Origin of the sequence: Paraburkholderia madseniana (genome assembly GCF_009690905.1) — a bacterium.
In the GTDB taxonomy this organism is placed as follows: Bacteria; Pseudomonadota; Gammaproteobacteria; order Burkholderiales; family Burkholderiaceae; genus Paraburkholderia; species Paraburkholderia madseniana.
In genome coordinates this window covers 1-19937 of record NZ_VOSW01000138.1, presented here as the reverse complement: position 1 = coordinate 19937, position 19937 = coordinate 1, and the positions used below count along the sequence as shown (strand labels likewise).

The following is a 19937-nucleotide window of genomic DNA, read 5'->3' as shown; positions in this document are numbered from 1 at the left end:
GGCCGGGGCGCTGGGGCGGGCTGCCGCAGCGCCGGATTTGCGTCCGGAACCGGGCGTAGAAGCGGTCTTTCGAAGCCTGTACAGGGTTCCGTGAAACGTCCGAAGGGAGATATCGAGTCCCTGTTCGCGCAAGGTATTCAGGATTTCAACGGCGGGAACGCGAGCGGCGAGCGCCGCCTCGATGTCCGGAAGGAGGGTCTTGAGATGGGAAGCCTTGCTGCGTTTCGGGCTTGTGCTGGCAAGGCGGCGCAGCGCGGAAGCAAGCTGTTCGTGATCCATTGGGCAAATGGCGAATAAACGTAGTATGGGCGTAGTATGAATGACGACAGCGTGTAGGGGCAAGCTTGTATTGTGTAGTATTCCGATGCAATGCGTGATGTATTGGTGTAGTAGGGCTGTAGAATATGCGTAGGAAATAATGTGTGGCGAAAGCGGGGCGAGGCACGTCGAATATGTTTACGCAACGCTACGCGTTCCGTAAAATATTTCGTGCCAAAGGGGCGAGCCCCTTTGAAACCCCGACGCGGTCTATTGCCGCGTCAGACTGGTCGGTGGCTCCGCCACCGACATTAAGCACTGCCTGGTATGCGTAATGAATACGGAGGTGCGGTCAATGATTCCGAGCAGCGAATGGGTGATCCAGCTTGTAGTGGGAGCGCGTGTTGATGAGCACGGCAGCGAGCCGCGCTATCTGCCGTGGGCAGGCTATACGCGGCCAATCACGGGCGACCAGGCAATGCGTGCGTTGCGCGAGTGCGAGTTGCGCTGGCCGGAATACGAGTTTCGCGCGCACCCGATCGATGACGACGGCAGGCAGTTCGCGACGGTCGGCGCTGACATCGACCGTAGTCGCTCGACGGGGCTCTGGTGATGCCAAAGCAAAAAAGCAATGGCGGGGCAGGGCTGGGCAAGCCGATCGCGTTCCGTCTGTCGGATGCGGATCGCGATGCGTACCTTGCAAAGGTGGCGCAAAGCGGGATGACGCAATCGGAGTTCTTCCGGCACGCGGTGCTGACCAACCGTACGCGAGTGATCGCGCGGCCGGTGGCCAGCGGGGACCGCAAGCGGCTGCTGTACATCTTCAACAAGACCAGTAACAACCTGAACCAGATTGCACACCGCGCCAACTCCGAACACGTTCGTGGGAAGCTTTCGGAAGCGACTTACGAGCAGTTGCTCACGCAGCTGCAGCTGATCGGGCAGTACCTCAGGGCAACCCTGAACAAGGTCGACTGATAGCGATGGGAATGGATCAAAAGCAGGCGGCCATCATGGCGGTGATCGAGTTGGAGACGAAGCTGCACTTCGATCGCGACCATGCCGGTGCGCATACGCTGACGCAGACGGACTGCGACTGCGCCCGGGCGTCGGTCTCCGCTGCCGGCCATCTGTTGCCGTCGATCGTGCACAGCACGCTGCTGTTCCGAATCGAAGGGGCGCAGCGCTGGCTTGCCGAGCGCAAGGCGCAGGGGTAGGGCGATGCTCATACGCGTACGCGGCTATCACGACGGGATCAAGGACTATCTGGAGAAGGGCCAGAAGCAGGGTCGCGAGATGGAGCGCGACGAGATGGATGAGCGCGTGATCCTTGCCGGCGATCTCGATCTGACGAACGACATCATCCAGTCGATCGACACGGACGCCGAGCGCTACCTGAATGTCACGATGTCATTCAAGGAAGACGAGGTTGACCGCGATCTGTTAGGTGAGATTGTTCGGGAGTTCGAGGCGTTTGCGTTTGCCGCGTACCGTCGGGACGAATACAACTTCTACGCTGAAGCGCATGTGCCGCGGATCAAGAGCTATGCGGACCGCAAGACGGGGGAGCCTGTCGAGCGCAAGGTGCACGTGCATATCGTGATTCCGGAAATGAATCTTGTGACAGGCCGACGGCTCGATCCGTTCGGGAAGGTTGACCATAACGAGCGCTACCTCGAGGCCTTTCAGGAGCACATTAACGCGAAGTACGGGCTCGCGAGCCCGAAGGACAACCGGCGTGTGCAGTTCACGGACGCGTCCGAAATGATCAGCCGGTACAAGGGCGATGTGTTCGAGGGCGCTAACCGCGAGCTGAAGGCCTCGATTCTTGAGGCGGTGATGACGCGTGATGTGACCCGGTATGACGACTTCAGGGCCTTGATCACGGAGTACGGCGAGACGCGCACACGCAATGCCGGCAGGGAGTCGGAGTACGAGAACGTCAAACCGGCCGGTGCCGCGAAGGGTGTGAACCTGAAGGAGTTCGTGTTTTCGCGCGAGTTCATCGAGCTCGATGCTACGGCCAAGCGTGAGTCGCTCGAATCGAATGTGCATGCGCAGTACGTCGAGCCAGGCGTATCGCGCGATACGCGGCAGATCTATCTCGATGCGCTCGGTGCGTGGCACGACACGCGCGCGCGCGAGATCAAGTATCTGAACAGCGGCAGCGGTTTTTACAAAACGTATCAGGCAGCGTCGCCGGCGGAGCAGCGGCGCATTCTCGATCACCGCGAACAGCGGTTCTATGACGCAACAGGAGGGCTTAATGAGCGCACACGACAATCCCACGATCGATCCGGACACTGGCGAGATTGGCGGCGAATCGGAGCCGCCGGAGCAGGAGGGCGGGCGCGAGAGCGCGGCGCCGGGCGGGAGCCGGAAGGGGCAGGGCAGTCGCAGCAATGGTGGAACGAGCTCGAACGCGCGCACCGGGAAATCACGGGGCGATGGCGAGCCGGAGCGGATCACGACTTTGACGCTCGCTTCGATCGATCCGGCGCGCCGTCCCAATCCGCCCACCGTGTGCATGGCGTGTCCGGCCGCGGTGTGGATGGCGACGCCGCGCGACGTCAAGTGCTTCTGCCGCCTGATGCACTACTGGAGCTGGGAAACCAGCAAGCCGAACGAATTGACGCATTGCGATGGTCTGGCGATCGCGAGCGAGGGGGAAGAGAACAGCTAGGCATTTCGGTGCCGCGGCTGCGATGGCGCGAAGGTGCCGACCGCGACTTCGAACCCGGCGGAAGTTACGACGAGAGGGAGGATCGTTGGCAATGGTCCGGCGAGCGCGATGCGGTTGACAGGTCCGCCGGCGAGCCTGAATGGAAAGCGATGGTCGATCGCATGTTTGTCGCGTGGGACCAGGCAGACGAGGCAGGGCGGACGCGTCTTGCGCGAACCGGTGCCGAGAAATTCATGCGGGCTGGAGGCCCGTTCGGCGCACGCGAGCCTTTTGGTCTGAGCGGCGGCCGCCTGCCTGCAGGGTTCGGACCACGTGAGGAAATCCGCAGCCTCGCGGATGTGCAATCGTTCGATGCGATCGATTCGTTGCCGTTCGAGGTCCGGCCAACTGATTCGCCGCCGACGACGGACGCTGCGTCGGTCGATTTCAATGCGAGTGCGCACGCGTCGACGGGCCGGGCAGCCGATACCGTTCGCGACCAGTTCGCACGTGACCTGTCCGAGGCTCGCACGGCGCGACGTGCCCGGGAGCGGGATGAATTCACCGAGATCCGTGCGACGCTAGACGCGGGCCGGCTGCTGGCCGCGCTTGCGCACTCGCACGGACTGATCGTCGAAAAGTATGCGATCGGTAAAGGCGCGGATGGCGGTGACAGAATCCGCGCCGGTTCGCGCAATCTGAATGTGTCTGACTTCCTCACCAAAGAGATGAACCTGTCATGGGAGGAGGCTGCGCAGCTGCTGCGCGAGACCTATCGTGCACAGACAGGACGTGATCCGGAGCATGCACCGAGGCGTACGCCTGAACGGGACCTATGGGGCGAGTTCCAGCAATGGCGATCGGCATACCGGAACGAGCTCCGTCGCGCGTGGGATGCGCAGGCCGATCATGAGAGTGAGCGGCGAAAGGCGGTCAAATCGGAGTTCTACAGTGCCCGCAGCGCGCTTGTCGACCGCATCGACCTGTCAGGCGCGCAGCGCCGCGAGCAACTGTCTGCAGCACGTGTTGCGCGCCTTGAGGCAGAGGCCGCGCTGCGTGTGCAGATTGCGAAAGAGCGGGATGCGCTGAAGGGCGCCGCAAGCCGGCCGTTGAGCGAGCAGTATCGTGACTTCCTGCAGGAGCGCGCTCAGAAAGGCGACGAACGGGCGCTGCGTGAGTTGCGCCGGATGCAGCAGATCCGCCTGCGGACGAAACGTGCAGACGACGCACGCGCGGTCATTTTCAGTGCGCTGTCTCATGCGGTGAAGCCACCTGCAGCCCACGACCGCAACGAGATCATCTACGCGGGCCCGGCGATCACGTACGAGGTGCGGGCCGGCGGCGAGGTCGACTACCGGAAGGAAGGCGTGGCGTTCCTCGTCGACGAGGGTCGCACGCTAAGGCTGTGGGATAGCGAGCGCGAGGCGATCGAGATTGCGCTGCGCTTCGCACAGCAGAAGTTCGGCTCCACGCTGTCGCTGTCCGGACCCGAGCCCTTCCAGGCGGCCGCCGCGCGCGTAGCAGCCGACACGCGCATGCGCATCGTGTTCGATCAGCCGGAGCTGGAGAGTATCCGGCAGGTCCGGCTTGCGGAGCTCGATGCCGAGGCGCTGGAACGTCGGGCAGCGCAGCGTCAGCGCGAGACATGGGAACGCGACGAGTTGCGCGATGCTGTGCGCCATCCGACGCCACCCACTCCGGAAGATCCGTCCAATCCAGATCAGGATGCGGCATCGCCTGCTGATCCCGATGCACCCGGCAACGGGCCAGATATTGACCGATGAATCGTCAAACTGAGAGAAGAAAATGAACCAGCTTGCACACCTCGACCGCGACGGCCTGGTTGCGGTCGTGCCCGGCGTAATATTCAGCGGCACGCCGTCGCAGATCGTGAATCTGCCAACCTACATCAAGGGCGGCGTCGGCGCGATCGCTGTTTTTGCCGCCTAAGATCCTCATCGCGGATGACCACTCGCTAGTGCGAGACGGATTGCGTCATGTCCTTCAGGAAGCGAGCGAGTTTGAAGTCGTAGGCGAGGCCGGCGATGGAGCTGGCACGATTGCGCTGAGCCGCTAAACCGACGCACACGTGCTGGTGCTCGACCTTTCAATGCCGGGTCGCAATGGTGTCGAACTGCTGCTTCCCGGCTTTTTTATCTATTGGGCCCTTCGGGCCCGACGCTGACCTCAGCCTGCGCCGGGCGGTTGAACAGATTAGTAGCTGTAACCGGGCATTTTAATCAGCGAGTCCAGTCGTGGAGAAATCGTTCTGTCGTAGATCTCGGGCTTCCACTGAGCTTTGGCGAACTCAGTAATGCCGACCGAAAGAGAGCCATCTGTTGAACCGAGGTGTCGTTTTAACACCTCGGTGAGCTCCGAAGCGATAGTCTGCCGGGCTTCGGCAGTCAGTTCCGGACGTTCGACAAACAGCAGCTCGATTTGTGGCATGGTCTATTCATCCTCAAGATCAAGAAACGTCAGGGCTAGGCTGGTGTGCCAAGGAACTGCCTACGCATATGTAACGCGCCGTCTACAACAAGTAGCCCGACAGCGGTCCAGATTGGAAGGTATGTCAGCATTTCGTCCGGCTTTATCCGCTCGCCGACTGCGAGCGCCACAAAAACGATCAGTACCGGCTCAAGGTATCCGAGAAGGCCAAACAGGCTGAAGGGTAGCTTGCGACTCGCGAGAATGTAGGACATGAACGCAGCCGCAGTAAGCATTCCCAGTAGCGGTACAAGGACGTAAAGACCGGGCGCGCGCTCGAAGGCTGCACCGACATTGGGATCCTTGAAGATGAAGTAAATCGCCACAGGAAACATGAGGAGCATGTCGAACCAGAGACCGCCGAGATTGTCGGTTCCCAGGTTCTTGCGCAGGGCAAAATAGACCGGGAAACCTGAAGCCACGAAAGGGGCGACCCACGAGAAGTGGCCGACAACGTAAAATTGATGCAGGACGCCTAGCGCGGCGCTTGCCGTAGCCATATTCTGCAGAAGCGAAAGCCTTTCACGGTAAAAGACCCGTCCCACAAGCAGGAGGGTCAAAGGGAGCATGAAATACCCCAACGACAGGTCGAGGCCGCGATCATTGATGGGAGCCCAGAGGAAAAGCCATTGTTGAGAGCCGAGGAGTGCGCTGCTTGCGCAGAGTCCTATTACGAGCTGGGGCTCTTTTCTGATTCGCGCGAACAGAGCCGTGACGTGCCGTGACTCTTTTCCTGCCACCATCAGAATCGTGAGGAACGGTAGCGTGAGAAGCATGCGCCAGGCAAAGATCTCTTTCCCATCAAGGGGAGCAAGAAGCGTTGCATAAAAGTAAAGGCCAGCAAAGAGGGTTGATGAAGCTAATGAAGAAGCGATACCGAAGTTAAGCAAAACAACACCGTACAAGTTTTGGGAGTACTGGATGAGCCGTTGGAAAACGCACTCAGGAAGCTGAATGGTTCCAGATCGGACCATTTTCAAATTTGGACACCAGCCAGTCCTTGAACGCTACTGTCTTGGCCGGTGAAAAACGTGCAGAGGGCCTTACAAGATAGACCGCTCCGGAGCCATCGAGCTGCCACTCTGGAAGAATCCGGACGAGCTTGCCGCTATTCAGGTCTCGGCTCATGAGCCACTCGCCCGCGCCGAGGATGCCGACTCCGTCGCGTGCCGCGGCCAGCAATGTTTCGCTATCGTTAGCGGTCAGCGCCCCTTTCGGCACGATTGTTTCATGCAGGTCTCCCTTGACCAGACGCCATTCCGGGAAGGTTGCGAGTCGCGTAAACCTCAGACAGCTGTGCCGGAGGAGGTCCTTGGGGGCGTCAGGCAAACCATGTCGTTCCACGTATTCGGGTGAAGCGCACAGAATACGATGGTGGTCACACAGTTTTCTCGCAATCAACCGGTTGTCACTGAGTTCACCGATTCGGATGGCGGCATCAAAACCCTCTGCGATGATGTCAACGAATCGCTCGCTGTAATCGGCAATGATGGAGACTTGGGAGTGCTTCTCAAGAAACTCAGGCAGCATCGGACCGATCCAGAGGCGTCCCATCGCGGCCGGAAGAGCGAGACGCAGGACGCCTCGAACTTCGGCAGCGCCGGACGAGGCCTCCTGTTCCGCCTCTATGATCGAGCCGATGGCGGACCTTAGGCGCTCGACAAGCTTCACGCCGGCATCCGTCATCCTGACATGCCGTGTAGAGCGCTCGATCAACCGCACACCCAGCCGTTTTTCCATTGCGGCAACCCGCTTCGAAACCACGGTTGGATGACGCTCAAGGTGCCGCCCGGCCGCGACGAAGGAACCTTCGGAAGCGACGGCAAGTAAGGCGGCAATCTCGTCTGTGTGCGTTGTATCGAGCGCTGTTTGATTCATGGTGTCAGAATGATCGCTCCTGCTGACTTACCGTTTTCAAGGTCCGAGTGCGCCGTTACTGCATCTGCCAGCGCGTAAGTACGCCAGATATGTGCCGAAATCGTACCTGCTGCCAGCGCGGACAGAACGTCCTTGGCGCGCTGCTGGTACTCGGCCGCGGTGCTCGTGTGGGCCACGATCGAAGGGCGCGTCAGGAAGAGTGAGCCTTTTGCATTCAACGTCGAGAGTTCCACAGGGCCAGGAGCGCCGCTCGACGCTCCAAACGACACGAGAAGACCGCGCGGTCGCAGACTGTTCAGTGACGCTTCAAAGGAGATCCGGCCAACCGGGTCGTAAACGACGTCGACTTTGCGGCCATCAGTTACCTTTGCCACCTCGTCAGCGAGCGTGGTGGGATTAAAAACAATCACGTGGTCGCAGCCTGCGTTCTTGGCGATCGGAACACTCGCGGGCTTCGATACGACGCCAATGACGGTTGCTCCCAGCGCTTTTGCCCACGGCGCCATAATCTGGCCTACGCCGCCGGCAACACCGTAAAGAAGTACGGTCGCTCCCTGTGCGACTTGAAACGTTGACTTCAGAAGATATTGTGCAGTAATACCCTTGAACAGAACTGCTGCTGCATCTTCGCAGGATACGTTGTCGGGAAGAGGCACGAGTCTTTCGGCAGGGAACAGACGTGCGCTTGCGTATGCGCCAATTGGACCTGTCGCATACGCGACCCGCTGCCCGACCTTGACGTTGTCGACGCCTTCGCCGACTGCGGCGACGCGACCCGCACCCTCAAGCCCCAGCCCGGAAGGCAGCGGGATTCGCACGGCTCCATTTCGCTGAGTGACATCAAGATAGTTCACGCCGATCGCTTCCTGCTCGAGCCAAACCTGACCTGCTGCCGGGTCGGTTTTTTCGCCGGTAATGACTTTCATCACATCTGGCGATCCTGCTTCGGTAATCCTGATTACGCTAATCATCGCGACTCGACTCCTGAGTGGACCAGTGGTTTTCCCTACGGAAACCATTCTGATAGCTGCATCAGATAAAAGCAATTATTGTAATTTGCATTTCAATGCTGCATCAGGCGCAGCAATATGAGCTATTTTCGTTGAAATGGTAAAAATTACCAATGAAGATCGGCCTCGCCACGCCAAAACTGCCAGCGTCTTTGGGGGAAACCCTAGATAGCAAAATGATATCGGTAGTGGGTACTACCAAAAACACCAACTCGGTAGCGAGAATTTTAATGGACCCAACTTCGACCTTCTCCGAGTACATCGAGGAAAGCTTCGCCAGACTTACTCCCGCCCAGCAACAGATGGCGCGATACATCCTTGATCACAAGGAGCAGGTTGCTTTCCGCACTGCCAAGCAACTGGCTGAGGACACCGGCCAGAGTGATGCGGCGGTCATCCGCTTTGCGCAGGCGATCGGATACGGCGGGTATATGGCGTTGCGGGAGTCGCTTCGCGAGAGCCTGCTTCAGCGGGTCGGAGAAAGCGGTATCCCCGAGCAAAGCGGACTAAAAAACGAGCAGGAGCTCAAATGCGCCGTCTTCGAGACTGACGCTGCTCTTGTTCAGCAGACCGCTCGACGCAATGCCGACGAGACTGTCTCGCATGTTGCGAACATGATCGTTGGCGCGCGGCGCGTCTACATTAGCGCACACGGGACTTCCTACTCCCTCGCCTTTTCCGATGCAGTTGAATCACTGCATCGGAAAAGGCGAGGTCTTCAACATGGGCAATGGCGACCTAGCCGACCGGCTTCGCGGCGTTGGCAAGGAGGATGTGTTCATCCGGATAGGGTATCTGCGCTACTTGCCGTACACGATAGATCTCATGAAGGCGGCCCGCGATGTGGGCGCGCAGACTGTAGCAATCACCGATCGCGCTTCGTCTCCGCTCGCCGAAATAGCCGACAAAACGCTCTTTGTAGCGCGCTCGGTCAGCTCGCCAGCCTGGTGGTCGCAAGCGGGCACGCTCACCTTGACTAACTGGCTCATTGCACTGGTGCTGGAGCGCGACGCAGCAAATGCAAATGCCCAACTGACGGCTTCCGACGAGCACCTCAAGCAGCTGGGTCATTGGCAGAGCGCTGGCAACGATAAGGACGAGTTTTCGTTGGCGAACCGGGCGAAGCCCTAAAACTGACCGGACAGCAGCATCCGACCATATCAATCAACCTGCAGGTTAAGTACTCCTATTGGACAATCATGAAGAAAACTGACCTAATTCGGAATGAAACAAGTTTCACCAGTCGTATTGATCGGCGCACGTTTCTTAAACAAACAGCAGCGGCCGGCGCGGCACTTGCGGCACGTCCGTTGTTTGCCAGGGATGCAGGCCAGGTGGTTGTGCGCGGACTGGGCGGAGCCTATCAGGACGCGATGGACGCGGCGGTCTACAAACCATTTACCGCTGCGACTGGCATCGAAGTGATCGTACAGCCTTTGACCGCCGGGCAGATCCTCGCGATGGTAGAGGCTGGTCGTGTGCAGGTAGATGTGGCGGATCTTGGTGATCTGCACCTGCTGACGCTCGAAAAAGCCGGCGCACTGGACCCGATCGACTACGACGGCATGAAGCTGACCAATCCGTCCGACCTCCGCGCATCGGTGCGAGGAAGGAACATGGTTGGCAATTTTTATTTCGCGACGGTTGCATCAGCGTCGCTGGCCTGTCCTGCATGATCACGGCGAGCCATCGGCTGAATCTGACACTCTTCGGGCTTCTGACGTATGTCGAGCCCGTGCTGCTTGTTCTGGTGTCGCTTGCTCTCGGCGAGCGGATCGCCCATAACCAGTGGCTCACATACATTTCGATCTGGGTTGCGATCGCGGTGCTGGTCGTCGAAGGCGTGTTGAACTTACGATACAGGCAGGCGCTATGATCACCTTTCCCCAGCCGGGCGATCATGCAGATAATGAGGCCAGTAGTCGATACGAGTAGCGCGTTGGCGTGTGGAAGCCGCCGGCGCGCGTTCGCAGTCGACAGACGGACGTGGCGGCTTAGAGCGTCGCGTAGCTACTAACGGGTCCCAATACGCAACCCCAGCAGCCTGGGATAGCAGCGGCACTTCGCTGAAGGATTCCAGCCTGAATTCCACGCTCTTCCGCTTCTTCGCAGCCGAGAATTCCCCACTGAACAAATCTGCCGCCGACGAAGCGGAACGGTTCAGGTCGCAACGATGGTACTCAAACGACCAGTGACTTTGTGGCGGGTCATCACGACTACCTCAGTCGCTTGAAAGCGAAGAAGACCTGGCGCCGTCGAGATGATCTTAGAAAGAGACTATTTACGTCACAGTCTGGTGCATCCGCGTACATCAAATAGGCTGAAGCGGTTCGCGAAAAAACATCCCGTGAAATAGTCGCGTCTCTGCTCTTCTATGGCGTCTGCGATTCCGAGTGATATGCAGCAAGGTCACTATGCGTTCGGTGAGGCATTCGCCAAAAACCCTTGATGCAGAACACTCGTGCACCCGGTGCAGCAATCAACTATTCCCCGACGGGCATTAAACAAGCAAACTGCAGAGAAGGGTGGCTGCAAAGCTCTACGACGACGGAAAGGCGGAGCGAACCACTGTCGCAGAGTTCGCGAGCCTGAAGCGGGCCACCGACTGCCGGGAAGGTTCTGCATACCAGCGTGCAGTGTAAAGCGCGATTTCCGGGTGATTGAAGGCGTCTTATAGCTTTGCGACGTTTGTAGCAACATTCAGCAGGTCTAGCGCCATTTGATTATGCCCATCTTGCGACGGGCGGAACCCCTACCTACTTCTCCCCGGATGCTTCTGCGTAACGAAAATGTTCTGCCTGATGTGTGCTTTGGCCCGTGGCAAACTTATGGAGAAATCTGCTGCGGACAAAACGCACACCCCCCAACTGGACCTTATGGTTGCCTTGGTCTGATCATGATCGCGAGAGCAGGCGCCGCAGATGTGGCTCCGCATCATCTGGATCATGATGTTCTTTATATAGGAGCATCGCGCTACGTCGATAGATGCGGGTACTCCCTACGCGTGCCGTTGCAGTCTTACAGGAAGCGCGGTGAGAATCACGACATCGATCAATTGCGCATATCTGTCTGGTTGTCAGAATGGACTTCATTCGGGAGAAGAGTTCAACCCTCCGACTGGGCGACGCTGCAGTTATGCGAAAGTCTGGTTATCTTTGAGTATGTAAAGCGATTCGGACGCTATCCGATGCTGAACTAGTCACTCCACGGTGAAGAGGACCATAATAGGCGGCCGCCGCGGCGCATGTACCGCAGCGCGAGCCACCGGTGTTGCAGTTGGGATCTCATGGGTTGCGGGTTACTCCGTGGTAGGTCGAGACACCGGAGACAAGCATGCCGTATTCGGAGATTGTCTTGCGGGCAACGAAGACTGCCCGCCGGCCTCGTGGATGCATGTGATCGGCGGGCAGTCTTCTGTGTCGGTGGAAGGTTTGACGCATGTGAGGCCAATCGGCGATTTGTGTCCGGCAATCTCCAGGTTGTTCTAATCGTGATGGGTATCCCGTCTAGCTCGCCGCATGGCGTGTTCTGAGCCCATCTGCGCTCGGAGTCACGAGCCATCTCCGCATCCCAGGTCAAAGGTGGCGTTGACTATCGGTTTCCACGCCACCATCTGCTCCAGTACTGCTTGCGTGACCTCAACAGGGGAGACTTCCCGGTCTTTATAGAGGCGCCTGAGGGTGGTTGCAGAAAGCGCGTGAAGTGAGGTCATGTCGATCCTGGGCTTGTTGAGCAATATGCGTCCGAGTTGAAGGCGACGCCAGCTCGGGCCACAAATTTTGAAAATGACACGGCGTCGATCTTGAATTTGCTAGCCGATCAGTCGGTAAAGAGACCTCATCCCGCACGATAGTCAACGCGAGCTAGCAACATCCCATGTTCAGATTCTGAGGAGAAATCGCCAGGCAAAAATTCCTAAAAAGCCTCACGTTCCCGACTCATGCATTCGATGCAGGAATGTTGTGCATGGAACGCTTTCATACTCCAACCGATCCGGAAGATACTATTAATTCCATGCTCGCAGTGTGATTTCAACGTAGCTGTGACGCGATAGTCTGCGTAAAAATACAGATCTCCGACGAACGCTTGCGTTTTTACTGCATTGGAATATGTACTCGGTGCAGTTTCCCACGCGCGCGAAGAATTGGAGGCCAAGGTACCTGAGAGTGAGTCGCCTGACCCAAGGCGCGACGTGTTGATGCTGGTCTCAGTATCGGCGAATGGTTGGTTCTTCCAAACGGGATAGTCCTTTTTCCTGAAAAGGAAGCTCATGCCGCGTGCGAGGAACTTGGAAGACGGGAGGAGCAGATATGACAGGGACGATAGTGCACGATGTCGATACGCGTCGGCGCGCATTGACCTTTGGACTCGCGTGGTTGGCGTCGCCAGCAATCTGAATCAAGAATGAAAAGCCACTGCGGGACAGATCATCCTCAATTCTCCAGGCGCTTATGAGGCGAATGCGCGCGAACACATCTGGCAGCCTTTTGAGGCCGAGACTGGAATTCGGGTGCAGCCCATCCCCGTCACCACCGAAAAAAATTCATGCGATGGTGAAATCAGGACGGCCAGAACTCGATGTTATTGTCAACGTCACAGGCGTGCTGCTGAATTTCGCGCGCATGGGTTTTGGATACAGCAAGAAATCCTTTGGCAATAAGAAGGTTCCTCAGAACTGGCACCAGTTCTGGGACATTAAGGCATTCCCGGGTCCGCGATCGTTGAGCAGTATGGCGCCCGGGGGAGCGCCACTGGAAGTGGCACTCATTGCAGAGGGCGTACCCTTTGAGAACTTTAGAAGAGGTGAATTATGAATGCATCCCGCGATACATCGCGTGAGTCCGCTCCGTCGGTGAAGCTGCTGATTAACGGTAGCTTCGTCGATTCTGGAACGCAGCACTGGCGCGACGTCGTGAATCCGGCCACGCAGGAAGTCCTCGCCCGGGTGCCTTTTGCGACCGAAGGCGAAGTGCGTTCAGCGATCGAGGCAGCGCATAGCGCGTTTGCAAAATGGAAGAGCACTCCGGTCGGCGTGCGCATGCGGATCATGCTCAAGCTTCAGGCGCTGATTCGGGAGAACCTGAAGGGCATCGCGCTCACGCTCAGCCAGGAACAGGGCAAAACTCTCGCAGACGCCGAAGGTGACGTGTTCCGCGGGCTGGAAGTCGTCGAGCACGCAGCGTCGATCGGTACGTTGCAACTGGGCGAGTTCGGCGAGAATGTTGCGAGGGGCGTTGATACCTATACGCTGCGCCAGCCGATCGGTGTTTGCGTCGGAATCACGCCATTCAATTTCCCGGCCATGATTCCGCTTTGGATGTTTCCGATGGCCATTGCATGTGGGAACACTTTCGTTCTCAAGCCATCGGAACAGGATCCGCTTTCCACGATGCGACTAGTGGAACTTGCCATCGAGGCCGGCGTGCCGGCGGGCGTTCTGAACGTAGTACACGGCGGGAAAGAAGTGGTGGATGCCTTGTGTACACATCAGGATGTAAAGGCTATCTCTTTTGTCGGCTCAACGGCCGTCGGTACCCATGTGTACAGGCTCGGCAGCGAGCATGGAAAACGTGTGCAGTCCATGATGGGTGCCAAGAATCACGCAGTTGTGTTGCCGGACGCCAATCGCGAGCAGACACTGAACGCGTTAGTCGGCGCCGGGTTTGGTGCAGCAGGTCAACGCTGCATGGCGACTTCCGTCGTCGTGTTGGTTGGAGAATCGGGTCAGTGGCTGCCGGACCTTGTTGAGAAAGCCAAAACTCTCAAAGTGAACGCTGGTACAGAGCCGGATACAGATATTGGCCCAGTCGTATCCCGGTCTGCGAAAGATCGCGTTCTGAGCCTCATCGAGATGGGGGCGCGGGAAGGTGCAACGTTGTTGCTGGACGGACGGGGGGTGCAGGTAAAAGGATTTGAAAGCGGCAATTTTATCGGACCAACGATTTTCTCTGATGTCACGACCGAGATGGGCATCTACAAAGAGGAAATCTTCGGTCCGGTTCTCCTCGTTTTGCAGGTCGACTCGCTTGCGAAGGCAATTGCCCTAGTAAATCGCAATCCGTTCGGTAACGGCGTGGGGATTTTCACTCAAAGCGGCGCGGCCGCTCGCAAATTCCAGAGCGAGATCGATGTTGGACAGGTCGGCATCAACGTTCCAATTCCGGTTCCTGTTCCGCTCTTTAGTTTCACGGGTTCCCGTGGTTCAAAATTGGGCGAATTGGGGCCGTACGGCAAACAAGTAGTGCAGTTCTACACGCAGACGAAGACCGTTACTGCTCGTTGGTTTGACGACGAGACCACAGTGAAAGGCGTCAATACCACGATCAGCCTGACTTGACAAGTGTCCATGTGGATCCAGCGCGTGCGTTTGCCTCCTGGGGCGTAGGGCAATCGGGCCCGCGGTAACAACGAAAACTGGAGTGCTCAAGTGCCAAAAGGATATTGGATATGCTCGTATCGTGAGATACGGGATGCCCAGAAGCTCGCTGCATATGCAAAACTCGCGGCGGAGGCGGTCGCAGCCGGCGGAGGACGTTTTCTCGCCCGAGCTGTTGCCTCAAAAGTCTACGATGCGGGGCAAATGGGACGAACCACGGTCGTAGAATTCGCGAGCCTACAGCAGGCTCTCAACTGCCGCGAAGGTGCCCCGTATCAACGTGCTGTCGCAACGCTCGGCGATGCCGTCGAACGTGATTTCCGGATCGTTGAAGGCGTCTGATCGCTTTGCGAACCTTGTAGCCTAAAGCAAAGGACCGCTGGTGGTTCAATGGCTCAATGCTTGGATCGGGCAGCTGCCTTTCTGGTGACAGTCCTCTCGCGCGACGAGATGCTGGCCTGGGCTGGCGGCTCCCTTCCTGTTTGGCCTGATTTTTGTCGATTATTGGAGCCTTCATCCGTTGCTTGATTGACGAGACACTCGCATTCGAATATTTGACCAGAGAAGGGAGGGCGAATGCTCGGAAATCTGGTCGAAAGTATGGTGGGCTTGCGATTGGTTACACCTTCTTCTGGGCGGTTACGTATTACATTCTGCTGGTTCGGATGCCGAGTCGTTTCAGGTGGTTCCAGAAAGAAATTGAAGTGAGCTCGTGTCGACTCAGATTCTCAGATTTGCATTAAGGAAGGTCTGCACAAGCTGTTTCGTGCACGTCGCGCGGTTTGCTGCCCGCGTTGTAGTGTCGGCGAAGATGCTGGGACCTTGATCACAGTTTTATTCGAACCATGGCGACACGCGTTTGAGACTCATGGCGTCTGTGGAGCGTGTCTTAGGCTTTGCGCAGTGCCTTGCGCGTCATCCACAGATTACCCAGCGCAAACAGCGTCGTGATCTGGGCAGTGTTTTTCATCAGGCCACGGCATCGTGTCTTCGTATAGCCAAACTGGCGCTTGATGATCCAGAGTGTGTGGAAACTCCATTTTTGCCGCCGAGCGGGCGATTGCCGGTCAGGTCGATCGAGTTTGATACGGCGAGTTTTCACTAGTCCAACATCGCGAGCGACAAAGCCCCCCGGGGCTTTAGCTTCCGGCCATCTTCATGGCCTTCAACGTCCCCGCAACGCCAAGTATGTTCATCACCCGCTTCATGTTATAGGCCAACACCTGAAGGCTCATCTCCGTACTCACTCGCCTGAGCGTCCTGGTCAGGAAGTGTGCAGGACCCATCCAGTGCTTGAGCGTACCGAATACATGCTCGACAGTACTTCGGCGGATAGTCATTGAATCGGGCTTCCGGTCGAGCCGGCGCTGCATGGCTTCCAGTGTGTTCTCGTGCTCCCACCGTCGGATGCGACGATAGTCGCTCGGTGAACATCGTTCCTTGAGATGGCAACGCGGGCAGGCGCTGGGCCAGTAAACCCGCAGGTTCATGTCATGCTCGACGGTCGTGAATCGAAGGATGGCCCGCTCGCCAGCAGGGCATCGATACACATTGCTTTTTGCCACGTAGATAAAGTCGGCCTTGGTGAACAGACCTTTCTTCCTCGATGCAGAGGTGAGCGGCTTGGGAACGTACGCGCTGATGTCGTTCAGATCGCATGCCCGTATCTCCGGGCCGCTGAAGTAACCCCGATCAGCAACAACCTTCAGCTTCGGCTTGCCCATCGCGTCCTTCGCAGACACCGCCATCTTGCTGAGTTGTCCGTGATCGTTTCCGACGTTAGTTACCTCATGCTCCACGATCAGGTGATGTTTCGTGTCTACGGCTACCTGAACGTTGTAGCCCACTATGCCGGAACCTCTTCCACTTGTTGCCATGGATCGTGCGTCCGGATCCGTCATCGACAGCTGTTTGTCCGGTTGCTTTCCTAACTGCTTCCTGATCTGTGCGAGTTCACGCATCTGCTGGCGCAGGCGGGCGATCTTCTCGTACAGGCGAACGGTCTTCACGTCGAAACCTGTTGGACTGGTCCGGTCTGCGGATTCAATCAGGTCGAGATACCGCTGCACGCTTTCCTCGATCTGCTGCTGACGCTTGTCGATCTTGCTTGCCGTGTAGTTCCTGTCGCGGCTGTTTGACGCCTTGAACTTGCTACCGTCGATGGCCACCATGTCGCTGGATAGCAGCTTCAGCCCGCGACACAGTTCGACGAAACGCCGGCATACGTTGCGAATGGCTACGCCGCTGTCACGGCGAAAGTCTGCGATCGTCTTGAAGTCCGGAGCCAGACGTCCCGTTAGCCACATCAGCTCGACGTTGCGCTGACATTCACGCTCGAGACGCCGGCTCGAAGGAATCCGGTTCAGGTAGCCGTAGATATAGATCTTGAGCATCACGCCTGGATGATAGGACGGGCGGCCGGTGATCGCTGGCGTGGTACCGTTGAAACCAAGTTCCGCAAGGTCCAACTCGTCGACGAAGGCGTCTATCACCCTGACCGGGTTGTCCTGCCCGATGTAGTCATCGACACATTCGGGAAGTAGTGCGACCTGCTTGCGGTCATCGCCTTCAACGAATCGCTTCATGAGTCACCCGGTCTCAGTGCGTTGATTCAGTTTAGGCGATCAATGCGTTTTCACACACTCTGGATCCGGAATGGATGCTCCACCTTGGCGCGGGCACGGGCCTTCAGGCGTTCGATCTGATCGTATATCGCCTCCAGACGGCCAATCAGGCCCAGTTTTCTGCGTTTGCCGGGTCCCATTGCGGCATGCCCGCGCACCGAACCGCCCGCGCATCGCTTCTGAATACCCTGATATCCGGCATCAGCCTACACATCCGCCTCTTCGCCGTGTAGCAACGCTTCGGCCATATTGATGTCCGTAACCGTCCGACCGCGACCGTTCTTGACAGCGTATTGATATCGAACAGTTGAAGGCGGCGTGTTGGGTCAGGCGATGTCGTGGTGAAGCTGATCGGCCACGACCCATGGCAACAGTTCGTCGACGCGATTGACGGGATGCTCGGCGATACGAGCGATGACGTGGCGCAGGTGGGCCTCGGGATCAAGGCCATTCAGTTTGGCGCTACCAACCAGAGTGTAGATTGCGGCCCCGCGTTCACCGCCGCTGTCGGAGCCGAAGTGCAGGAAGTTTTTTCGGCCGAGGGCGACGGCACGTAAAGCGCGTTCAGCTGCGTTGTTGTCGATTTCCACGGCGCCGTCATCGACGTACAGCGTGAGCGCCGCCCACTGATTCAGCGCGTAGTTGATGGCTTTGGCGGTATCGCCTTTCTGCGACACCGTACCCAATGTCGAGCGCAGCCAGATCTCAAAGGCATCGAGTAACGGACGCGCCTGTTCCTGCCTGACACGTCTTCGCTCGTCGGGCGGCTTGCCGCGGATCGCGGCCTCAATTGCGTACAGTTCGCCGATCTGGCGCAACGCTTCAGTGTTGACCTCGTTCCTGCGTGCGACGAACAGATCGTGGAATTTGCGGCGCGCGTGCGCCATGCATGCAGCCTCGCGCACATCACCACCCTCGTAGATCGCGTTGTACCCAGCGAAATGTTATGCATAACATTTCGCTGGCTATGTTGCGGCCAAATTTATGTGGCGGCGATGTCTTCGAGTCAGGGCTTATCCAATCCCCCCTGACTCGTGCCCGCACATAAAAAATGCCAGCGAACAACTAAAGTTGCTTCAGAAACGTCATCAGTGAAGGCAGCGTGGTCGCACGCCTTGATGCTGCGGGCAGGCCTGAGATGTCGACGCGAGCAAGCGCCTTTGCTTTCATTTCTAGGTCGACCTCGGCGTAGATGTGTGTCGTATCCAAAGAGACATGCCCTAACCAGGCTCGGATCGTGTTGATATCGACGCCGGCACGTAGCAGATGAACCGCGGTCGTGTGCCGAACCGAATGCGGACTGATACGTTTATCTTTCATCGCAGGATGTGACTTCGTCACGAGCTTGGCATATTGGGTGACGATACGATGTATGCCGAACCGTGTCATCGGCTGATTTGTCCGTCCACGGAACACGGTGTCGTCTGCACTACGCCCGGTTACGAGTTGAGTCAAGACGGAGGACGTCGTCGGCCACAAGGGACACACACGCATCTTGTTTCCTTTGCCAAGTATGCGAACGGAGGACGGCTCGGTGAGCTGCAAGCGTCCGATGGTCAACTTCGCAGCTTCATCGGCGCGAGCCCCGCTGTTGTACAGGAACAGAAGCAATGCATAGTCGCGCGCCCCGATCGCCGTGCGACGGTCCGGCGCTGCCAACAAAGCATCCATCTCGGACTTCTCGAGATAACCGATCAATGTCATCGCCGTTTTTTTGAATGGAATTGACCGTACCTCGCCACACCAGGACAGATGAACTGGTGAGTGCATGCCGATGAAGCGGGCCAGAGAATGGAGCGCGCTGAGCCGCACATTGCGGGTGGCGCCACCGCAATGCCGATCGCATTCGACGTGATCCAGAAACTGGCGCACGATGGTTGGCGAAAGGTCCTCAACGGTCATCCGGTCGATCGCAAAGCCGCCGAGTTTGGCCGCAAACGGTAACAACAAAGTCAATGTGTCGCGGTAACTGGCCTGCGTGTTGGGCGAGAAGTTCCGTTCCGCCACCATATGCTCAAGCATGAAGCGCCGGATCCAGGGGCCAAGCAGGTTCCTGTCATTCATGATCGTCTCCACACTGCGCGTACTGTGCGAAACGCCGGCTTGCTTCTGCGAGCAACTCCGGTGTCATGCGCAGATATCGCTGCGTCGATTTGATATCGACGTGCCCTAGGTAGGTCGCTAATTGCGGGAGCAGGCGTTGCACATCCTTGCCATCGCGATACCATGCAAGAACCCGATGTACTGCCGCGGTGTGCCTCAAATCGTGTAGGCGCGGCGGATGCAGCTCTCCCTCGGGGCACTCAATTTTAGCCATCCGGCGCAGACGCTGAAACAGGGTAATGACTTGCGAATACGGCCACCCGTGCCCAGTGCGTGAAGTGAACAGGCGCGAATTATTGCCCTCCGGCATCGGCAGGCCCCGACGGCGCTCGATATGCGCGGCCAATTCCGTCGACAACCGTTGCCCAATCGGTACCAGACGAGTCTTGCCGCTACGCCGCTAGCGGCGTAGTGGCAACTATGCCGCGTTCGTGGCAATGCCGATCAAGCCGGGATTGGATCACGATGATGCTTGTAAAGAGCCCGCGGGAGGTCATTCTTAGGTCGCCCGGATCGGCATAGTTTTAATGGCTATAGAC

General features: G+C 57.9%; 20 protein-coding genes and 6 pseudogenes. 13 read left to right on the top strand and 13 right to left on the bottom strand.

Going from position 1 to position 19937, the window contains the following annotated elements; translation table 11 throughout:
* On the bottom strand, positions 1-279 hold a 279-nt coding region (locus FSO04_RS47270), incomplete at its 3' end, for a hypothetical protein (protein WP_206753086.1).
* 334 nt (positions 280-613) lie between these two features.
* On the opposite strand from FSO04_RS47270, the gene FSO04_RS40855 reads away from it, so the two are divergent.
* From FSO04_RS40855 to FSO04_RS40830, 6 genes and pseudogenes are all read left to right on the top strand, one after another.
* Positions 614-871, top strand: coding sequence for a hypothetical protein (locus FSO04_RS40855; protein ID WP_154567069.1), 258 nt, complete (start codon positions 614-616; stop codon positions 869-871).
* The gene (locus FSO04_RS40850) at positions 871-1236 is read left to right on the top strand and encodes a plasmid mobilization protein (RefSeq protein WP_154567068.1); all 366 of its coding nucleotides are present in this window, start codon (positions 871-873) and stop codon (positions 1234-1236) included. The genes FSO04_RS40855 and FSO04_RS40850 overlap by 1 nt, the downstream gene beginning before the upstream one ends.
* An 11-nt stretch (positions 1237-1247) precedes the next feature.
* Positions 1248-1475, top strand: coding sequence for a hypothetical protein (locus tag FSO04_RS40845; protein ID WP_154567067.1), 228 nt, complete (start codon positions 1248-1250; stop codon positions 1473-1475).
* A 4-nt stretch (positions 1476-1479) separates the two neighbouring features.
* On the top strand, positions 1480-4704 hold the full coding sequence (locus FSO04_RS40840) for an LPD7 domain-containing protein (RefSeq protein ID WP_154567066.1): 3225 nt from the start codon (positions 1480-1482) through the stop codon (positions 4702-4704).
* Between the two features lie 22 nt (positions 4705-4726).
* A complete protein-coding gene (locus tag FSO04_RS40835) occupies positions 4727-4870 on the top strand; it encodes a hypothetical protein (RefSeq protein WP_174825340.1) in 144 nt (47 codons plus the stop codon).
* Positions 4860-5060, top strand: a pseudogene (locus FSO04_RS40830) (response regulator); the annotation flags it as partial. The gene FSO04_RS40835 and the pseudogene FSO04_RS40830, both read left to right, overlap by 11 nt.
* A 74-nt stretch (positions 5061-5134) precedes the next feature.
* On the opposite strand, the gene FSO04_RS40825 reads toward FSO04_RS40830, so the two are convergent.
* The 4 genes from FSO04_RS40825 to FSO04_RS40810 are packed head-to-tail and all read right to left on the bottom strand — an operon-like array spanning position 5135 to position 8256.
* Complete coding sequence (locus FSO04_RS40825) at positions 5135-5368, bottom strand: tautomerase family protein (RefSeq protein WP_154567065.1); 234 nt, start codon at positions 5366-5368, stop codon at positions 5135-5137.
* A gap of 35 nt (positions 5369-5403) precedes the next feature.
* Positions 5404-6381, bottom strand: coding sequence for an EamA family transporter RarD (rarD, locus tag FSO04_RS40820; protein ID WP_154567071.1), 978 nt, complete (start codon positions 6379-6381; stop codon positions 5404-5406).
* On the bottom strand, positions 6350-7285 hold the full coding sequence (locus FSO04_RS40815) for a LysR family transcriptional regulator (protein WP_154567064.1): 936 nt from the start codon (positions 7283-7285) through the stop codon (positions 6350-6352). Before FSO04_RS40815 ends, rarD begins: the two co-directional genes overlap by 32 nt.
* Complete coding sequence (locus FSO04_RS40810; RefSeq protein WP_154567063.1) at positions 7282-8256, bottom strand: quinone oxidoreductase family protein; 975 nt, start codon at positions 8254-8256, stop codon at positions 7282-7284. Before FSO04_RS40810 ends, FSO04_RS40815 begins: the two co-directional genes overlap by 4 nt.
* Positions 8257-8408: 152 nt before the next feature.
* Between FSO04_RS40810 and FSO04_RS48905 the strand changes: the two are divergent.
* A pseudogene (locus FSO04_RS48905) lies at positions 8409-8747 on the top strand (MurR/RpiR family transcriptional regulator); the annotation flags it as partial.
* Positions 8748-8801: 54 nt separating this feature from the next.
* Here the strand turns inward: FSO04_RS48905 and FSO04_RS46650 are convergent.
* Positions 8802-8948: a hypothetical protein gene (locus tag FSO04_RS46650; RefSeq protein ID WP_166618359.1), complete on the bottom strand. Its 147-nt coding sequence runs from the start codon at positions 8946-8948 to the stop codon at positions 8802-8804.
* A 28-nt stretch (positions 8949-8976) separates the two neighbouring features.
* On the opposite strand from FSO04_RS46650, the gene FSO04_RS40800 reads away from it, so the two are divergent.
* From FSO04_RS40800 to FSO04_RS40790, 3 genes are all read left to right on the top strand, one after another.
* The gene (locus tag FSO04_RS40800; protein WP_154567061.1) at positions 8977-9426 is read left to right on the top strand and encodes a MurR/RpiR family transcriptional regulator; all 450 of its coding nucleotides are present in this window, start codon (positions 8977-8979) and stop codon (positions 9424-9426) included.
* A gap of 68 nt (positions 9427-9494) precedes the next feature.
* Positions 9495-9971 (top strand): twin-arginine translocation signal domain-containing protein, encoded by a 477-nt coding sequence (locus FSO04_RS40795; protein ID WP_154567060.1) that lies wholly within the window; start codon positions 9495-9497, stop codon positions 9969-9971.
* Positions 9968-10171 (top strand): hypothetical protein, encoded by a 204-nt coding sequence (locus FSO04_RS40790; RefSeq protein ID WP_199203101.1) that lies wholly within the window; start codon positions 9968-9970, stop codon positions 10169-10171. Before FSO04_RS40795 ends, FSO04_RS40790 begins: the two co-directional genes overlap by 4 nt.
* A gap of 1674 nt (positions 10172-11845) precedes the next feature.
* Here the strand turns inward: FSO04_RS40790 and FSO04_RS47190 are convergent.
* On the bottom strand, positions 11846-12007 hold the full coding sequence (locus tag FSO04_RS47190; RefSeq protein WP_199203100.1) for a hypothetical protein: 162 nt from the start codon (positions 12005-12007) through the stop codon (positions 11846-11848).
* Between the two features lie 838 nt (positions 12008-12845).
* On the opposite strand from FSO04_RS47190, the gene FSO04_RS40785 reads away from it, so the two are divergent.
* The 3 genes from FSO04_RS40785 (at position 12846) to FSO04_RS40775 (ending at position 15013) form a co-directional block, all read left to right on the top strand.
* On the top strand, positions 12846-13109 hold the full coding sequence (locus FSO04_RS40785) for a type 2 periplasmic-binding domain-containing protein (RefSeq protein ID WP_154567059.1): 264 nt from the start codon (positions 12846-12848) through the stop codon (positions 13107-13109).
* Positions 13106-14632: a CoA-acylating methylmalonate-semialdehyde dehydrogenase gene (locus FSO04_RS40780; RefSeq protein WP_154567058.1), complete on the top strand. Its 1527-nt coding sequence runs from the start codon at positions 13106-13108 to the stop codon at positions 14630-14632. The genes FSO04_RS40785 and FSO04_RS40780 overlap by 4 nt, the downstream gene beginning before the upstream one ends.
* Before the next feature lie 90 nt (positions 14633-14722).
* Positions 14723-15013, top strand: a complete 291-nt coding sequence (locus FSO04_RS40775; RefSeq protein WP_168435998.1) for a DUF1330 domain-containing protein — start codon at positions 14723-14725, stop codon at positions 15011-15013.
* Between the two features lie 547 nt (positions 15014-15560).
* Here the strand turns inward: FSO04_RS40775 and FSO04_RS40770 are convergent.
* The 6 genes and pseudogenes from FSO04_RS40770 to FSO04_RS40750 all read right to left on the bottom strand — a co-directional run.
* A pseudogene (locus FSO04_RS40770) lies at positions 15561-15692 on the bottom strand (IS5/IS1182 family transposase); the annotation flags it as partial.
* A gap of 118 nt (positions 15693-15810) precedes the next feature.
* The gene (locus FSO04_RS40765) at positions 15811-17256 is read right to left on the bottom strand and encodes an IS1182 family transposase (RefSeq protein ID WP_154567057.1); all 1446 of its coding nucleotides are present in this window, start codon (positions 17254-17256) and stop codon (positions 15811-15813) included.
* 62 nt (positions 17257-17318) lie between these two features.
* Positions 17319-17558, bottom strand: a pseudogene (locus FSO04_RS46960) (IS5/IS1182 family transposase); the annotation flags it as partial.
* A 63-nt stretch (positions 17559-17621) separates the two neighbouring features.
* A pseudogene (tnpC, locus tag FSO04_RS40760) lies at positions 17622-18236 on the bottom strand (IS66 family transposase); the annotation flags it as partial.
* Between the two features lie 124 nt (positions 18237-18360).
* Positions 18361-19359: a tyrosine-type recombinase/integrase gene (locus FSO04_RS40755; RefSeq protein WP_154567056.1), complete on the bottom strand. Its 999-nt coding sequence runs from the start codon at positions 19357-19359 to the stop codon at positions 18361-18363.
* Positions 19352-19780: pseudogene (locus tag FSO04_RS40750) on the bottom strand (tyrosine-type recombinase/integrase); the annotation flags it as partial. The gene FSO04_RS40755 and the pseudogene FSO04_RS40750, both read right to left, overlap by 8 nt.
* Positions 19781-19937: the final 157 nt, after the last annotated feature.

What these genes read in the sequence shown, in the direction of transcription:
- FSO04_RS40815 (WP_154567064.1), bottom strand. Translation starts at nt 7,285, where the DNA reads ATGAATCAAACAGCGCTCGATACAACGCACACAGACGAGATTGCCGCC.
- FSO04_RS40785 (WP_154567059.1), top strand. Translation starts at nt 12,846, where the DNA reads ATGGTGAAATCAGGACGGCCAGAACTCGATGTTATTGTCAACGTCACA.
- FSO04_RS40790 (WP_199203101.1), top strand. Translation starts at nt 9,968, where the DNA reads ATGATCACGGCGAGCCATCGGCTGAATCTGACACTCTTCGGGCTTCTG.
- FSO04_RS40855 (WP_154567069.1), top strand. Translation starts at nt 614, where the DNA reads ATGATTCCGAGCAGCGAATGGGTGATCCAGCTTGTAGTGGGAGCGCGT.
- FSO04_RS40825 (WP_154567065.1), bottom strand. Translation starts at nt 5,368, where the DNA reads ATGCCACAAATCGAGCTGCTGTTTGTCGAACGTCCGGAACTGACTGCC.
- FSO04_RS40850 (WP_154567068.1), top strand. Translation starts at nt 871, where the DNA reads ATGCCAAAGCAAAAAAGCAATGGCGGGGCAGGGCTGGGCAAGCCGATC.
- rarD (WP_154567071.1), bottom strand. Translation starts at nt 6,381, where the DNA reads ATGGTCCGATCTGGAACCATTCAGCTTCCTGAGTGCGTTTTCCAACGG.
- FSO04_RS40835 (WP_174825340.1), top strand. Translation starts at nt 4,727, where the DNA reads ATGAACCAGCTTGCACACCTCGACCGCGACGGCCTGGTTGCGGTCGTG.
- FSO04_RS40810 (WP_154567063.1), bottom strand. Translation starts at nt 8,256, where the DNA reads ATGATTAGCGTAATCAGGATTACCGAAGCAGGATCGCCAGATGTGATG.
- FSO04_RS47190 (WP_199203100.1), bottom strand. Translation starts at nt 12,007, where the DNA reads ATGACCTCACTTCACGCGCTTTCTGCAACCACCCTCAGGCGCCTCTAT.
- FSO04_RS40755 (WP_154567056.1), bottom strand. Translation starts at nt 19,359, where the DNA reads ATGAATGACAGGAACCTGCTTGGCCCCTGGATCCGGCGCTTCATGCTT.
- FSO04_RS40795 (WP_154567060.1), top strand. Translation starts at nt 9,495, where the DNA reads ATGAAGAAAACTGACCTAATTCGGAATGAAACAAGTTTCACCAGTCGT.
- FSO04_RS40800 (WP_154567061.1), top strand. Translation starts at nt 8,977, where the DNA reads ATGCAGTTGAATCACTGCATCGGAAAAGGCGAGGTCTTCAACATGGGC.
- FSO04_RS40840 (WP_154567066.1), top strand. Translation starts at nt 1,480, where the DNA reads ATGCTCATACGCGTACGCGGCTATCACGACGGGATCAAGGACTATCTG.
- FSO04_RS40765 (WP_154567057.1), bottom strand. Translation starts at nt 17,256, where the DNA reads ATGAAGCGATTCGTTGAAGGCGATGACCGCAAGCAGGTCGCACTACTT.
- FSO04_RS40845 (WP_154567067.1), top strand. Translation starts at nt 1,248, where the DNA reads ATGGATCAAAAGCAGGCGGCCATCATGGCGGTGATCGAGTTGGAGACG.
- FSO04_RS40780 (WP_154567058.1), top strand. Translation starts at nt 13,106, where the DNA reads ATGAATGCATCCCGCGATACATCGCGTGAGTCCGCTCCGTCGGTGAAG.